Annotated in this window: 18 protein-coding genes; 8 read left to right on the forward strand and 10 right to left on the reverse strand. The window is 42.2% G+C overall.

The genetic code is table 11. The features are described from left to right. The first annotated feature begins 22 nt into the window (after nt 1-22). Both hflX and F7734_RS27180 read left to right on the forward strand, forming a co-directional pair. Nucleotides 23-1729, forward strand: coding sequence for a GTPase HflX (gene hflX / locus F7734_RS27175; RefSeq protein ID WP_155747736.1), 1707 nt, complete (start codon nt 23-25; stop codon nt 1727-1729). A 234-nt stretch (nt 1730-1963) separates the two neighbouring features. Further along, nucleotides 1964-2137: an MAE_28990/MAE_18760 family HEPN-like nuclease gene (locus tag F7734_RS27180; RefSeq protein ID WP_347566292.1), complete on the forward strand. Its 174-nt coding sequence runs from the start codon at nt 1964-1966 to the stop codon at nt 2135-2137. 154 nt (nt 2138-2291) lie between these two features. Here F7734_RS27180 and argC read toward each other — a convergent pair whose 3' ends face one another. The 6 genes from argC to F7734_RS63930 are packed head-to-tail and all read right to left on the reverse strand — an operon-like array spanning nt 2292 to nt 4566. Beyond that, a complete protein-coding gene (gene argC, locus F7734_RS27185) occupies nt 2292-3263 on the reverse strand; it encodes an N-acetyl-gamma-glutamyl-phosphate reductase (RefSeq protein ID WP_155747737.1) in 972 nt (323 codons plus the stop codon). Further along, the gene (locus F7734_RS66285; RefSeq protein ID WP_336604406.1) at nt 3253-3330 is read right to left on the reverse strand and encodes a hypothetical protein; all 78 of its coding nucleotides are present in this window, start codon (nt 3328-3330) and stop codon (nt 3253-3255) included. Before F7734_RS66285 ends, argC begins: the two co-directional genes overlap by 11 nt. Nucleotides 3331-3337: 7 nt before the next feature. Continuing rightward, nucleotides 3338-3709: a DUF3226 domain-containing protein gene (locus F7734_RS63915; RefSeq protein WP_243147108.1), complete on the reverse strand. Its 372-nt coding sequence runs from the start codon at nt 3707-3709 to the stop codon at nt 3338-3340. Continuing rightward, on the reverse strand, nt 3706-3849 hold the full coding sequence (locus F7734_RS63920) for a DUF3226 domain-containing protein (protein WP_243147109.1): 144 nt from the start codon (nt 3847-3849) through the stop codon (nt 3706-3708). Before F7734_RS63920 ends, F7734_RS63915 begins: the two co-directional genes overlap by 4 nt. A gap of 2 nt (nt 3850-3851) precedes the next feature. Continuing rightward, nucleotides 3852-4271 (reverse strand): AAA family ATPase, encoded by a 420-nt coding sequence (locus F7734_RS63925; protein ID WP_243147110.1) that lies wholly within the window; start codon nt 4269-4271, stop codon nt 3852-3854. Next, on the reverse strand, nt 4216-4566 hold the full coding sequence (locus F7734_RS63930) for an AAA family ATPase (protein ID WP_243147111.1): 351 nt from the start codon (nt 4564-4566) through the stop codon (nt 4216-4218). The genes F7734_RS63925 and F7734_RS63930 overlap by 56 nt, the downstream gene beginning before the upstream one ends. Nucleotides 4567-4912: 346 nt before the next feature. On the opposite strand from F7734_RS63930, the gene F7734_RS27200 reads away from it, so the two are divergent. Beyond that, nucleotides 4913-5980, forward strand: coding sequence for a J domain-containing protein (locus F7734_RS27200; protein ID WP_155747738.1), 1068 nt, complete (start codon nt 4913-4915; stop codon nt 5978-5980). Between the two features lie 34 nt (nt 5981-6014). On the opposite strand, the gene F7734_RS27205 is transcribed toward F7734_RS27200, so the two are convergent. The 3 genes from F7734_RS27205 to F7734_RS27215 form a co-directional block, all read right to left on the reverse strand. Continuing rightward, nucleotides 6015-7433 (reverse strand): deoxyguanosinetriphosphate triphosphohydrolase, encoded by a 1419-nt coding sequence (locus F7734_RS27205; RefSeq protein ID WP_243147112.1) that lies wholly within the window; start codon nt 7431-7433, stop codon nt 6015-6017. A gap of 400 nt (nt 7434-7833) precedes the next feature. Beyond that, nucleotides 7834-8193: a transcriptional regulator gene (locus tag F7734_RS27210; RefSeq protein WP_155747739.1), complete on the reverse strand. Its 360-nt coding sequence runs from the start codon at nt 8191-8193 to the stop codon at nt 7834-7836. 144 nt (nt 8194-8337) lie between these two features. Beyond that, nucleotides 8338-8565: a helix-turn-helix transcriptional regulator gene (locus F7734_RS27215; RefSeq protein ID WP_155747740.1), complete on the reverse strand. Its 228-nt coding sequence runs from the start codon at nt 8563-8565 to the stop codon at nt 8338-8340. A gap of 181 nt (nt 8566-8746) precedes the next feature. Between F7734_RS27215 and F7734_RS27220 the strand changes: the two genes are divergently transcribed. Further along, nucleotides 8747-9229, forward strand: a complete 483-nt coding sequence (locus tag F7734_RS27220) for a hypothetical protein (RefSeq protein ID WP_155747741.1) — start codon at nt 8747-8749, stop codon at nt 9227-9229. A 271-nt stretch (nt 9230-9500) separates the two neighbouring features. After that, nucleotides 9501-11291: a translational GTPase TypA gene (gene typA / locus F7734_RS27225; RefSeq protein WP_155747742.1), complete on the forward strand. Its 1791-nt coding sequence runs from the start codon at nt 9501-9503 to the stop codon at nt 11289-11291. Between the two features lie 136 nt (nt 11292-11427). Here the strand turns inward: typA and F7734_RS27230 are convergent, their stop codons facing one another. Beyond that, the gene (locus tag F7734_RS27230) at nt 11428-12660 is read right to left on the reverse strand and encodes a PilT/PilU family type 4a pilus ATPase (protein ID WP_155747743.1); all 1233 of its coding nucleotides are present in this window, start codon (nt 12658-12660) and stop codon (nt 11428-11430) included. A gap of 587 nt (nt 12661-13247) precedes the next feature. On the opposite strand from F7734_RS27230, the gene F7734_RS27235 reads away from it, so the two are divergent. From F7734_RS27235 to F7734_RS27245, 3 genes are all read left to right on the forward strand, one after another. Further along, on the forward strand, nt 13248-14402 hold the full coding sequence (locus tag F7734_RS27235; protein ID WP_155747744.1) for a DUF58 domain-containing protein: 1155 nt from the start codon (nt 13248-13250) through the stop codon (nt 14400-14402). Between the two features lie 375 nt (nt 14403-14777). Continuing rightward, nucleotides 14778-15143, forward strand: coding sequence for a ferredoxin thioredoxin reductase catalytic beta subunit (locus tag F7734_RS27240; RefSeq protein WP_155747745.1), 366 nt, complete (start codon nt 14778-14780; stop codon nt 15141-15143). Then, the gene (locus tag F7734_RS27245; protein WP_155747746.1) at nt 15140-15538 is read left to right on the forward strand and encodes a DUF309 domain-containing protein; all 399 of its coding nucleotides are present in this window, start codon (nt 15140-15142) and stop codon (nt 15536-15538) included. Before F7734_RS27240 ends, F7734_RS27245 begins: the two co-directional genes overlap by 4 nt. Nucleotides 15539-15541 lie beyond the last annotated feature (3 nt).

The following is a 15541-nucleotide window of genomic DNA, read 5'->3' on the forward strand; positions in this document are numbered from 1 at the left end:
ATAAGGTTTCAAGCATCATTTTATGGAAACTATTCATGGAAATATTCAGTCATTAAAATCAAGCCAAATCAAGAAACTGCAACAACTTTACGAACAAAGACAACCTTCACATAGCCTAACTACACCCGAATTTGCTCAAGCTGTGGCAGCGATCGCTACAGAAATTCATCAACCCATATGCAGCTATATAAACAGACGAGGGCAAGTCATCCGAGTGGCAGTAGGAACGCCAAGCCAAACTCAAATTCCCCCCGAACAGATTCCTCGGCATAGTGCAGAACGCCTCAGTGGTGTTCGTTGCATTGCGACTCAATTCAAATCGGAGCCACCCGATGAAGCATCACTGATTGCAATGGTACGCCAGCGTTTAGATGCTTTAGTGCTGTTAACCTTAGCGGACGGCAAAGACGGAAAGCGAAGCAAAGACAATACTAATTTAGTCAAAGAAGCTTTCTTAGCTCACATTGTCCCTGATGAGGAAAAACCTTGGGAAGTTATTTCTTCTTTGAGTTTAGATAACTTAATAGAACAAGACTTTGACGATTTAGTTGATGAATGGGAGAGAGATATTTCTGAATCTGACTTGGGAATGCCATTCCAGGACATTGTATCTGACACCGATAAAGTCCTGCTTGTGGGATTGAAGACAGATGATATTTCGCAACAAAGGTTTGAAGATGGGCTGCAAGAACTCGTAAGGTTAGTAGAAACTGCAGGCGGAACAGTAGGAGACATAGTGCAACAAAAGCGAAGCCGTCCCCATCCCCAAACTGTCGTCGGTCAGGGAAAAGTCGAGGAAATTGCCCTTTCCGCCCAGAAAATAGGAGCTAATCTGATTGTCTTTGACCGAGATATTTCTCCATCCCAAGCCCGTAACCTAGAAAACGAGATTGGTATCCGAGTTGTAGATCGAACTGAAGTCATATTAGACATTTTTGCTCAACGCGCTCAATCCCAAGCAGGTAAGTTGCAAGTAGAACTAGCGCAACTAGAATATATGCTGCCTCGATTGCGCGGTCAAGGGCGAGAAATGTCCAGGCTAGGAGGTGGAATTGGGACGAGAGGACCTGGTGAAACCAAACTAGAAACAGAACGGCGAGCAATCCAGCGACGAATTGCCCAACTTCAGCAAGAAGTGAATCAATTACAAGCGCATCGTGCTCGAATCAGACAACAGCGGCAACAGCAAGAAATTCCTGCTGTCGCCTTAGTTGGTTACACCAATGCAGGAAAGTCTACTCTGTTGAACGTATTAACCCAGGCTGAAGTTTATGTAGCAGATCAACTTTTTGCGACCCTCGACCCCACAACAAGAAAGCTAGTCATTGTAGATCCAGAAACACAAGAACGCAGGACAGTTCTGCTGACAGATACGGTAGGATTTATTCACGAACTTCCACCACCGCTAGTCGATGCATTCCGCGCCACCTTAGAAGAAGTCACTGAAGCAGATATTTTGCTTCATGTTGTTGATTTATCTCATCCAGCTTGGGAAAACCACATTGCCAGTGTAGAAGCAGTGTTAGCAGAAATGCCAGCTATTTCCGGTCCTACTTTGATTGCGTTTAACAAAGTTGACAAAGTCGATAGCGAAACTCTGGCTTTGGCTAAGGAAAAATACCCTGAAGCCCTGTTTATCTCAGCCACTCATCAACTCGGTTTAGATACTTTACGACAGCGATTGTTGCAAGCGATCGATCAACAAGTCTTGCAAATTCAGCCTAGCTAATTTTACTCAAAGACTTCCAATTTAAATAGGACTTACGCATAGCCCTCGTAAAAAGGGGGGCTAGGGGAGATTTGCAACGCGTGAAATCCTCAAAATCCCGTAAAAGTTGCGTCAGCCCTGTAAAAAAAATATCCAAATTTTTCTAGTAAATTGACAATATTGTAGGGGCGCAAGGCACTCCGTCCCTACAGCCATACTCGGGTTAAATAAACAAAAAACGCTGTAATAATAGAGATTAAATCTTTAGTTGCTAGAAGAAATGAAATTGCTCACAGACCAAAAATGATAATCAAAAATTTGCAGGAATATAAAAAATATGAAGATGCAGCTTTGGAAGTCATGCACGAGTTAGCAATATCAATCGTTGACAGCTTAGATAAAAAACTTTACCTACAAAGCCCACCATAATGATTGGAAATTTTCCATTAATGTACAGGCTTGTAATGATGTCGAAGCAGCAGCCAACAGATTTGCATTCCTAGGCACAGCCTAGGAACGAGTAGGTACATGAGTTTGGTTAACAAGCGTGCCATTATCCTAAAGTTCTGGCTCTGCTCTTTATTTACAATCCTAAATCTTCTGGAAAGCCTAGCATAATATTCAGATTTTGTACGGCAGCCCCCGATGCACCTTTCCCCAGGTTATCAAGACGAGCAACCAAGAGTGCTTCTTTCGTAGAATCGTTGGCAAAGACAAATATTTGAACAATGTTGGTACCATTCATTGCCATTGCATCTAAGAACTTTCCGTCTCGCAGAAGGGTGGGTTCTTGGTGTGGAGCAACTTGTACAAACTTTTCACCGTGATAGTAGTCAGCGATCGCCTCATGTATAACTTTACCTGATGGTGGATTATCTAAAATCCATAGTGGCAAAGGTATCTGTACTAGCATTCCTTGCTCAAAATCCCCTACAGCTGGTACAAACAATGGTGGCGATGACAAGCCCGAATGCTGGCACATTTCCTTAACGTGTTTGTGTCCAAACTGCAAACCATAAATGCCAAAAGGATAAAGCGATTTTCCTTCAGCTTGCTTCTCATGGAAAGTTTCGTACTGTTGAATGAGATTCTTTCCGCCGCCAGAGTAACCCGATACGGCATTTACAGTGACTGGGAAGTTGCGAGTCAGGAGACCCTTAGCTATCAACGGACGGATACAAGCTAAAAATCCCGTGGGATAACAGCCCGGATTGCTGACGAACTGGGCGCTAGCAATTTTCTCTCGCTGTCCTGGATTGAGTTCGGGAAAACCGTATGCCCAACCCTCAGCCGTTCGATAAGCAGTACTGGCGTCGAGAATTTTCACTCGATCGTTATTGACATAACTGACAGCTTCACGGGCTGCGTCATCAGGTAAGCAGAGAATGGCAACGTCAACAGCATTAATTAATTTTGATCGCTCAGTGGAATCCTTGCGCTTGAATGCTTCAATACTAACTAACTCAAGGTCATCCCGTTGATTGAGACGCGAGTAAATCTGTAAGCCTGTGGTTCCCGATTCCCCATCAATAAAAATCTTAGGTTTAGAGGTCATATAAATTCTTAAACCAGTTAACAAAGGTTTGCGCGTTTGGGTGCTGTGGATTCAGAATACGTTCCATGATAGCGTTATGCAACTGTCTTCGGTGGAGGATTTTGCCATGCCAGCCAAGTATGGATATTTGCTTTGTCAACGTGAGGATATATAAAGCTTGCTCCTCTGTTTCTTGCCTCTGTCACTACTTCTTGCGCGTATTGCCAAAGTGGTTCGTTTAGCTGTGGAATCATATATGCTAAGAAAGTTTCCAACATACCTCGCATTTGATTATCTGGCATAAGCCAAACACCAAACTTAATTCCATTTGCCATGCTATGGACTAATCCTGAATTTGGCAGTTGATCGGGAATGTCAGGGATAGTTTTTAAACAAGCATTTCTGATACTCTCCCACCTTCCTGATGGATTATCATCCGCATCTACCATCAATCCAAGTGCATTCAACCGTAGGCTTCAATATAAACGGCTGCTTTTTCCTTCGTATTTCCCCAAGGAATTCCGTTAGCTTCAATTAAATACGGTATAACTCGCTTATCTTGTTCACCTTCTACTATCAGCTTTTTGGATATATACTTGCTTGTCATTGCTACCGCACCTCAATTCCCCGTTGGGCAGCAATGACAATTTCACGTTCAGTAAAAGCTATACCAGTTTGCTTCTCGCGTTCAATACGTTGAATTGTAATTCCATCTTCTGTTGCTTTTTCCTGAGTAGCTATGTCAGCTAAACTTGTCCAACAATCATTACTATGTGTCGTAGCAAAAACCTGCACATTTAGTCTCGTTGCTGTTTTCCAAACAAGCTTCCACATATCAGACATAGCAGTGAAGTGCAATCCTGTATCAATTTCATCAACAAATAGAAAACCATTTTTAGCACAGACCGTAGAAAGTGCAAGCCCTAAGATACGCCATATACCATCCCCCATACTACCTATAGGTACTCGTTGGTCACCTTGAGTCCGGCATTGCAATTGATGCAACAACACTGTCGTTGATATTATCATTTATTCCCCCTATTAAAAATGTACTCCCAAGTTGAATTTGGTGTCCGTAAAAAAGGTGACGTATATCAAGCTGACGTCTTCCCCTCTCATCATTTCCAAAGAAATATTCACCTCGGTTTATCATAACCTCGGTTAACAGCGTAAGATTATTTCGGGAGCATAGAAGCTGAATAGCTTCGAGTATAGATGTTTTGCCACTGTTATTCTGACCAACCAGTAGGTTTACCCGACCCAGTTGTTGAAGCTCAAATGACTGAAAACCACGGAAATTTTCTATTTTTACTGTTTTCAACATAATTTACCAGGTAGGAAGCCAAACGCAAGCAATATCTGATAGCCTAGATATTTGTTCTGATATCTCTCAATCTAGCAAAAGAGGAGTCCCCACAACTCCATATGAGCGATCGCTCTAAAACTTGCACCCAGATTAATGGAGTTGGTCAACTCAAAACTATAAATCCTTAACCATTACTTAGAGCTTAAAGTGTGAAAAAAGTAGTAATGTAGTAAGGTTCACTTGTATAACATGATATGTAATTTGCAACCCCAACCAAGATAAAGATTTCCTGCGGGTGTTCTCTCCAAAGATAGAACCATTCAACCTCATACCTGTTAACCAAAGAGCGAACTTACATTTTTCCATGGCTAAAAAAGCACGATCTACATTTCCAGCCACTACGACAACAACACTGGCTCTTTCTTCTATTCATATCCGTTTAGAAGCCATAGAGAAAGAACACCAATGGTTGCTGAAGCAAATCAAAAGAAAACAAACTGAACTGAACAACTTTGTTGAGCAAATGCGTTCCTTAGCTACGGATATATTTCATAGAGGTAGTCCTCGCTTCAAAAAACTGGCAGAACTTGATAAAGAAATTCACGCTATATTTGATGAAATCTTTGCCAGTCAAAAATTTGGCAAGAAAACAAAGAAAGATATTGAAGAAATTTACCGTAACCTGCAAATGGCAGGGATTATTAGTCCCAAACGAAGTAACAACGAAGACGATGCAGAGCTAGACCAACTATTTGAAGTTGATGAAAACGATAATTCTTATTCTCAATCACCTCAAGAAGAAAACTACCAACATCAAGAAACACAACAAGAAAGTGGATTTTCCTCTGGAGGAAAAACTGAGGGTTCGAGAAATGTTCGTCAGGCATTTTTACGGTTAGCTGAAATTTTTCACCCCGATAAGGCGACAGATGGCGAGACTCAGATGCGCCATACAGAAATTATGAAGGAAATCAACAAAGCTTACCAAGAAGGGGACTTAGCGCGATTGTTAGAGATAGAAAGGCAACATCTAGCAGGTGAATCTGTTGAAAGCAACAGTGAGGATGATTTGACCAGAAAATATACTCGTTTGGAGCAGGAAAATGAATTCCTCAAAACTCAATATGAAAACCTGAAACGAGAACTGCGCCTGGTAAAACATAGCCCGGAAGGAGCCATGGTTTCCGATTGTCGAAAAGCTCATCGAGAAGGAATCGATCCTGTAGGTCAAATGATAGAACGAGTGGAATCTGAACTTGAGATTATTAGTGATATTCGCAATTTTGTCAAAAATTTTCAAGAAGAAAAAATCAGCGTTAGAGAATTTCTCTGCGGTCCACCCTTTCTACGTCAGAAGAACCAAGAAATTATGGAAGACCTCCTAGACCAAATGTTTGAAGATTTAGATTTGGAACGAATCGTCGTGTTTTAACCGCTCACTGGTCACGGGTCACTGCTTACTGTTTTCAGCGTAAACTAATGCCACTCAATTGTTGAAATAAACTGGTGGCATAAGAATCTGTCATGCCAGAAATATAATCTGTAACTCGCAGAATTTTTTGATAAGTATCTTCTTCAGAAGTAGGGCGCTCCTCTTTGGGAAGCATATGATAAACAAATTTTCCCTTTTGAGTTCTTTCCAATACTGCATCAACAAATTCAGCAAATAATTTACCTAAAACTTCATATCCAGCGACTCTAATACCAATAACATTAGGGTGGTGGAAAACACGAGCGCTGGTTGTCTCTCCAATAACGTTAAGATGCTTGGCATAAGTACTTAAAGATAACAGATGTTGGTCAAAGTTACCGGAGAGTATATCTTCTTCTTTAGAAAGGAAAATAACTGCCGCCTCTTGGACTAATTTATTGATGGCAGTAGCACGCATATGCTTAACTTTTTCTGCATCGCTTTCGGCATTGTCTTTAAAATCAATTTGTGCAATTTCATTCAGCAATTCCTTAGCAAGAGCAAAAGGGATATAACCCATCCGATGGCTATCTTCTACATCAACGATTGAGTAGCAAATGTCATCTGCTGCTTCCATTAAAAAAGTCAGAGGATGTCGAGACCACCAAGCTGCATTATCGTGACGGCGAATAAGTCCAACTGTTTCTGCAACCTCAGCAAATAAATCTTTTTCCGCTTGGAAAAAACCATACTTTTTAATACTGCTACCGGAGTAATTGTTGAGAATATGCTGTGGGATGTGAGACTCTCTAGGATATTTTGTGAAAGTCGCTAAAGTAGGACAAGTTAGTTGCATTCCTCCTACTCTGTGTGACATTTCTAGTTTTGTCAAAATACGAAAGCCTTGAGCGTTTCCTTCAAATAAATCAAAGTCCGCTTTTTGTTGTGTATTGAGAAGTTCATTTCTACTAGCGATAAGCTGGGTACAGCTTGCGCTAAGAGCGAACGCATTTGTGCTATACCAAGAATCAAACCCCGCTCGGATTGCGTCTTCCCCAGCATGACCAAAAGGGGGATTGCCAATATCGTGCGCTAAACAAGCAGCCGCAATAATATCACCAAAATCTGAAGCACTCAGCCCTGATTCATCTAAGTTATGTCTTTTGATAATTGTAGAGCCAGCAATTCTACCAAGAGAACGTCCAACACAGGAAACTTCCAGACTGTGAATGAGGCGAGTCCGAATGTAATCGTTTCTGGGTAAAGTGAAGACTTGGGTTTTATCTTTGAGGCGACGAAAAGGAGAGGAAAATACCAAGCGATCGTAGTCTCTCTGAAAATAAGTACGATCTAGCTCAAGATTTTCTGGTTCTCTTTTGCCGAGTCGCTTTGGTGTTAGGAGTTTTTTCCAGTCCATCATGAGAATGTTGTTATACAGTAGTTCTATTTGAGTTATATAAATTATTAACCGCATTTTTGGAGCCAGTGCGTTGGACGGGTTCCTCGGCTTGAAGCTCCGGGCGTCGCAAAGAGCGCAAAGAGAAGAGAGAATTTTACAAATGATTTAGAATTGCTATAGCCAGCCCTATCAAAGTGGATAAAAACTTCAGGAAATCAATTACTCTCTCACCTCTTACTTCTGCAGACTCTGCGTAGGAATTGGTTAAATCAATTACTTTTGAACCGCAGAGGCACAGAGAGCGCAGAGGAGAAAGATAAGGGATTGCCATCTGAATCAAAATTTTATGAGCCACCTTGACAGGGCTAGCAATGCCTTCCCTACCTGCTACTTAAAATTTTTCATCAATCATTTAAGATTCCTGTAGTAGCATTTGTCAAACTATTATTTGTCTTGGAGACAGCGGTGATTTGAGTTAAACACTTATTTCAGAACTACTAGCAACATTTATCAAACTATTATCTACTTTAGGAGCAACACTAACAGTAAGTTTTAAACCTAGTGCATTTAACCAATTACCTAAGTTATAAATTGCCTCAGCACCGGGTTGTGAAAGCAACTCATCTAATTTTTCTAAATGATGTTTTGCTTGTTCTGGTGTCATGTGTTGTTCCCTAAGAGCTTCAGCTACATGACTAAGTGCTAATCGTAGTAATCTTGGATCTAATTCTTCTCCTTCTTCCAATTCCATGTGTGTTTCAAGATATAATGCGGCGTAATTTGGGTCTTTGAGATTTGAAATTAGGAAATCGTGGTATGGCAAGCTTCTAGACATAAATTTAACTCCTAAAGTCTTTCCAGTATTCTATGGCTGTGACAATATCTCGTTCTTGAGTGCTTTTATCTCCATCCCTTTAAGAATTGCCTTATTCACAGTACCACTAATACTAGAATTCAATTTATCGCAGATCCCTTTACATCAACGCAGTTCCGATCGCTCTTCTACAATTTCAAACAAATCTTCCAGCAAAACATCGAACGTCCGAGCTAACTTTTTTAAAGCAACCAAATCAACAGTTGCTCTCTGTGGAAGGCGCACGTAAGTTTTAATCGTGCTATAGGGTACTCCGGAGCGCTCGGACACTTCTTTTATCGTCCAACCCTCGCTGTCAGCAAACTCTTTGATTCTTAACCTTACCATTCCCATGCTTGACACTAGTCGAAATTTAGTCTTAAATATCTAAAGCAAAATTATAAAGCGATCGCCCCTGTCTTGCAAACGTAAGCGATCGCATATCTAAAAACCATCCCATAAAGAGATACCACCGTGGGGGAATCACTAAAAGGAATCACTTGAAGGGGATCGCCTTACAGGAATATACATAATTATGATAACACCACAATCTGAATCCAAGTCTATTCATCCACTAGCGAGATTTGTCACGCCGGAAGCAATATCGCTCCTCTTGAAGATACAAACCGAGCAAATTAAAGAGATTCGTTTGTGGCCCAACGTCATTCTTGTAGTAGCACGAGGATTAACAAGGTTTGTGAGCTACGCCGATTTACCACCGATAGTAGAAGCCGAACCACCCAAAAAACAAGATTTTATTCTGTGGCGCAAGCGGTGGCGAAAAAATGAAACAAAGCAAGCTCCTGAGTTTTGGCAAGAATTTTATAAAAGGAAGTTTCAGCAAGCGAGTTCTGTTAGTGAACTTTACAAATGGGGAGTCGTGGTAAGAGCTATTAAAAGCGCCATTTGTCAAACAGCTCTCTCCTTCTTACGGAACCAGTATCTACAAGCAAAGCGCTTCATTCAGTCTTTGCTAACAGGCGGTTATTCTACAGCTACAGAAACTGGGAATGCTTAAAATAACTCTTTAAGGATACATTTGTCAAGTACCTCGCCCTTCGGCTTCCTTGTCCTGAAAGCCGGAAATGCTTGGTTGAGCGGATTTTAACTGAGCACCAAGTTTTCGGTGAAATTTTCTGGTTGTTATCGAAAAACAAACGAAGTATAACAGTTAAGATAGAATTATTAAGGCTTGTTTACAGAATTTCTATATTTACCCAAATTCTGTTACACAAACTTTCCACCTAGATATGAATTCTAAAATCCTCTCTAAAATTGACTAAACACTTATGACGCTCCCAATCCGTAACGTCGCAATTATTGCCCACGTAGACCACGGCAAAACAACCCTTGTTGATGCTCTCCTCAAACAATCCGGTATCTTTCGAGACGGAGAAGACGTTCCGGATTGCGTCATGGACTCTAATGACCTGGAACGAGAGAGAGGAATTACAATTCTTGCCAAAAATACGGCTGTTAAATACAAAGAAACTCTCATTAATATTGTTGACACCCCCGGACACGCTGACTTTGGCGGTGAAGTAGAACGCGTTCTCGGTATGGTGGACGGTTGTATCTTAATTGTGGATGCAAATGAAGGTCCAATGCCTCAAACTCGGTTTGTGTTGAAAAAAGCATTGGAAAAAGGTCTGCGCCCCATTGTTGTTGTCAATAAAATTGACCGCCCTCAAGCAGATCCCCATGGTGCCATCGATAAAGTGTTAGATCTGTTCTTGGAATTAGGAGCAGATGACGACCAGTGTGATTTCCCCTACCTGTTCGCCTCTGGTTTGAGTGGCTATGCTAAAGACAAACTCGAAGACGAAGCCAAGGATATGCAACCCCTGTTTGAAGCTATCCTGCGCCACGTACCACCACCAGTCGGGGATGTGAACAAACCCGTACAACTGCAAGTCACAACTCTAGATTACTCCGAATATCTGGGGCGAATTGTCATTGGTAGAATTCACAATGGCGTCATTCGTATGGGACAGCAAGCCGCATTAGTCAAAGAAAATGGTGAAATTGTCAAAGCAAAAATCAGCAAATTGCTGGGCTTTGAAGGGCTGAAGCGGATTGAAATTCCAGAAGCATCCGCAGGTCACATCGTCGCAGTCGCTGGTTTTGCTGATGCCAACATTGGGGAAACAATCACCGATCCTAACGAACCCCAAGCACTGCCATTAATTAAGGTAGATGAACCAACTTTGCAAATGACCTTCTGGGTAAACGATTCTCCCTTTGCAGGTCAGGAAGGCAAGTTAGTAACATCACGGCAAGTACGCGATCGCCTCATCCGCGAACTCGAAACTAACGTTGCATTACGCGTAGAAGAAACCGATTCTCCCGATAAATTCCTCGTTTCCGGTCGAGGAGAACTGCACTTGGGCATCTTAATCGAAACCATGCGTCGGGAAGGTTACGAGTTTCAGGTTTCCCAGCCACAAGTTATTTACCGTGAAGTCAACGGACAACCTTGCGAACCATTTGAACTTTTAGTGTTGGACATTCCTGAAGATGCAGTTGGTAGCTGTATCGAACGTCTGGGACAACGCAAAGGCGAAATGCAAGATATGCAAGTTGGTGGTAACGGACGCACCCAGCTAGAGTTTGTCATTCCCGCCCGTGGATTAATTGGTTTCCGTGGTGAATTCATGCGGATGACTCGCGGTGAAGGTATCATGAACCACAGTTTCCTAGATTATCGTCCTATCAGTGGAGATATTGAAGCCCGTAACAAAGGTGTATTAATCTCCTTTGAAGAAGGTGTTGCTACCTTCTACGCTATGAAGAACGCTGAAGATAGAGGTTCGTTCTTTATTACCCCAGGTACTAAAGTCTACAAAGGCATGATTGTGGGAGAACACAATCGTCCCCAAGACTTAGAATTGAATGTCTGTAAGACCAAACAACTCACCAACCACCGTGCAGCAGGTGGTGATGAATTGGTTCAGTTACAAGCACCCATAGACATGAGTCTAGAGCGTGCTTTGGAATACATTGGACCAGATGAATTGGTGGAAGTCACTCCCCAATCCATTCGCCTGCGGAAGATGGCGAAGAAGTTGGCAAAACGTTAGTGGTTAGTGGTTAGTGGTTAGTGGTTAGTGGTTAGTGGTTAGTGGTTAGTAGTTAGGATTGCACAACTAACAACCAACAACCAACAACTAACAACCAACAACTAACAACCAACAACCAACAACCAACAACTAACAACTATCGCGGTTTATAACTATAATTCAACTCAAAATCCCGCTTTGTAGATTGCGCCGGATCTAGACCACCGTTTCGGGCGCGACGGCGCAAATCTCCAAAGTCGGGCGAAGCACTGACAGCATCTTCAATACTTATTTGACCTGTAAGCATTAACTCGCACAAGGCATGATTCATGACTTGCATTCCTTCACTGGTGCTGCTTTCCATCAGTTGGAACGCCTCTACCTCTTCACCCTTGAGCAAGTAATCTTGCATCGCTGGTGTGTTCATTAAAATTTCTAGAGCTGCTACGCGACGACCATCAGTTGTAGGAAGTAACTGTTGGGCTACGATCGCAACTAATGAGTCCACAATTTGCACGCGCATGGCTGCTTGCTCTTCTGGGTTATAAATGTTAAGCAAGCGATTGATTGACCCAATAGCGTTTTTGGTATGAAGAGTTCCTAAAACCAAGTGACCGGTTTGTGCAGCTTTTAATGCGGTGTCAACAGTCATGCGATCGCGCATTTCTCCAATCAAAATCACATCTGGATCTTCCCGCAACACCGATTTTAAAGCGTGATGAAATTCATTGGTATGTAACCCCACCTCTCGCTGACTAATTAGGGATTTTTGAGAAGCATGAACGTACTCAATGGGATCTTCTATGGTAATAATGTGTTTTTGTGCTGTCTCATTGAGATGGCGAATCATTGCTGCTAAAGTCGTAGACTTTCCGGAACCAGTCGGTCCCGTTACCAAAATTAATCCTTGCTTTTGACCAATGATATACTTCAGGATTGGTGGTAAACCCAAACTATCAATAGAAGGGATTTGCAGTGTAATTAACCGCAGTACCATTGCACCGCCACTTAAAGTTTCAAAACAATTGACACGACAGCGCACTAACCCAGGATAAAAAATGGCTGTGTCCAGTTCTTTGGTTTCTGTAAACCTTTGTCTTGCAGAAGGAGAGAGAATTTCTTCCAAATACCCCTCAAAAATGTTTGGTGAAACTTTCTCTATTCTTTCATAAGAAATCATCTCACCCCGAATCCGAAAGCGAGGAACTTCTCCCACTCGAATATGAATATCAGAAGCATGCTGAGCGGAAGCATCGCGAACTAATTGCTGAATTGAAATCACATTTCTTTGCACTTGACTGGCTTTTTGTAAAAGCGGGTGATTTGGCGGCGGTGGAGGCAAATGCGTTAGTTTTGGGTTTTTAAACCGCGACGTTAAATCGTCATCCATTGGAGTTTCCTTCGGTAGATGTGGAATAAACACAAACGATTACACTGAGTTAATATAGGACGAACTCTTAGCGCAGTGTACTTAAGTAAACCGTGAATATACTAGAATTGTAAGTCTTGTAATTAACGCAGTAAATTGTAAAATATGAAACTTTCAATAAGGTAACTCAAAGTTTAGGTAATTAGCGCTAAATTCTTAAAACTTTGTTAGGTTACAAATGATGTTCATACAGATTGTTAACTAGTTTTCTAAATTAATTTCTTATATGTATATATGGACTATTAGAACGCCACGACTTGTAATGACCGCAAGCCGTACTAATTACGTCCCACCTTAAATCCCGTGGCATATCTTGAAACTACTCGCATAAGAATTTTTGTAGGTTGGGTTGAGGAATGAAACCCAACAAATGTCTGTAAATGTTGGGTTTCGTTCCTCAACCCAACAAACGTGTTTTTGTATTAGGGCCTTTTTGCCAATTCCCCGATCCCTTTAAAGATGTGTTTTAAAACACTTACCTTTGGGAACAATAAATGAAAGTCCCGATCTTGACATTTTTGTAAATAACCGCATCTTGCCCAACAGCCATGAAAATTATTAAAAACATTACAAACTGGTTAGAAACCCGCGCTTGTGCTCCTGCATACAGTGGTTGGATTTTAATGGGCATTGCTATTTGTTTTTTTGGGGCTGGCATCAATACGATGGCAGGGTGGCTTTATGTTATCAGTGGGGTTAGTTTTGCTCTGTTGGGCTTGGCAGTTATCCTACCACCGCGATCGCTTTTGGGTTTAGTTGTCAAACGTCTTCCTATTGAACCAGTGACAGCTGGTGACGATCTCACAGTTGAGTTGGAAATCTTCAATCAAGCACGGCAACCAGCCAGCTTGCTGCAAGTCCAAGATATGCTGCCCTTCGTTTTAGGAAAACCCATACAGACATCAATTGAAAGAATTCCTGATGGCGAGTCCTATCGCTGGGTATACCACCAACCCACGCAACGCCGGGGAATTTTTCGCTGGCAAACAGTCGAACTGGGAAGTGGTGCTCCCTTGGGGCTGTTTTGGTGTCGGCGTTTGCGAGATGCTGCTGTCATGGCAATTGTTTATCCCAAAGTCCTACCTCTCACCAGTTGTCCCCTCATAGATGAAATGGGAGATGAAGATAGTCAAAGAGGCGATCCCCGTGGTAAACCTTTACAAACAGCAACTCAAGGATTAACTCGTTGCCTTCGTCCTTACCATATAGGAGACCCCATTCGCATGATTCATTGGCGCACGAGTGCTCGTTACGGAGAGTTACGGGTGCGAGAGTTAGAACTCATCACGGGTGGGCAAGAAATTATTATTGCTATTGATAGTGCGGGCAATTGGAACGAAGAAAATTTTGAACAAGCCGTCATTGCAGCCGCATCGCTGTATTTTTACGCACATCGGCAGCAAATGCAATTAGCACTGTGGACAGCATCAACAGGGGTAATCAGAGGTCAACGAGTCGTTCAGGAAGCACTAGCTGCGATCGCATTTCACGAAGATGCTTGTGTACAACCTCCCCACTCTCCTCTCATTTGGCTGACACAAAACCCTTTAACACTTTCTTCACTACCCACCGGTAGCCGTTGGATACTGTGGCAAGATGTTTCTACGGTACAAGAACAAGTTATTGTAAATAAAGATTACCTTGGCATACAAGTAGATGCTCAACAACCGCTCCAGATCCAGTTACAAAAATCCATCAGATAGGTAAATCTTCTGCATTCACAATTTCAATACAGTGCTTTGCATCTGAATGAGGTACATCCCCCTTTCATCCCCCCTTTTTAAGCTACCGTGTACACAGAAGTCTGAAATAGCTTATAAATCAAGGTTTTAGCGTCGATTTTACCCCACCCTAGCCCTCCCCTTGGAAAGGGGACGGGAACAAGAAATCTAGTTTCCCCCCTTTATAAGGAGGGATTAAGGGGGGTAAATATAACTTGTGTGTACACCGTAGCCTTAGCAAGGGGGGACAGAGGGGGGTTCAAAATTCCATCAAAGACGGGGGACAACCCCCAGTAATACCTTACATTGACTGCGGTACAATGCAAAGAAATGTTTAAATTATGAGTAGCCGAGCCGATGATTTCACCAGAAGTTAATACAAAATCCACCGAGCATAGCTTGGAGGCAATGAGGCATTTTTCCGAACAATACGCAAAGCGTACAGGCACATACTTTTGTTCTGAACCTTCCGTAACTGCAGTTGTGATTGAAGGGCTTGCCAAGCATAAAGATGAATTGGGAGCTCCCTTGTGTCCCTGTCGCCATTATGAAGACAAAGAAGCAGAAGTCAAAGCCACTTTTTGGAATTGTCCGTGCGTTCCAATGCGAGAGCGGAAAGAGTGCCATTGCATGCTATTTCTCACTCCAGACAATGAATTTGCTGGGGACAAACAAGAAATCTCTTTAGACACAATTAAAGAAATCAGAGAGAGTATGGCATGAACGAAAGAATGCCCGAAGAGTTTTGGCAAGGTGTAGAGCAGTTTAATACTGGGCAGTATTATGACTGCCATGACACTTTAGAGGCTTTATGGATTGAAGCAACAGAGCCAGAAAAAACTTTCTATCAAGGCATTCTGCAAATTGCTGTAGCACTGTATCATTTGGGTAACAATAACTTACGGGGAGCAGCGATTTTGCTTGGAGAAGGCAGCAATCGCCTGCGACGTTACCCATCGGATTATGGCGATATTGATGTGGATGAATTATTAGATCGGAGTGCGGCACTACTAAAGACATTACAACAAGCAGAGCTAGAAAAGGTTGCCGCTTTTCACTTGACTCAAGAGGAAACCTCGCTTTTACCCCGGATTGTAAAAATAGGGGGTAGGGGCTAGGGG

Source organism: Scytonema sp. UIC 10036 (assembly GCF_009725235.1).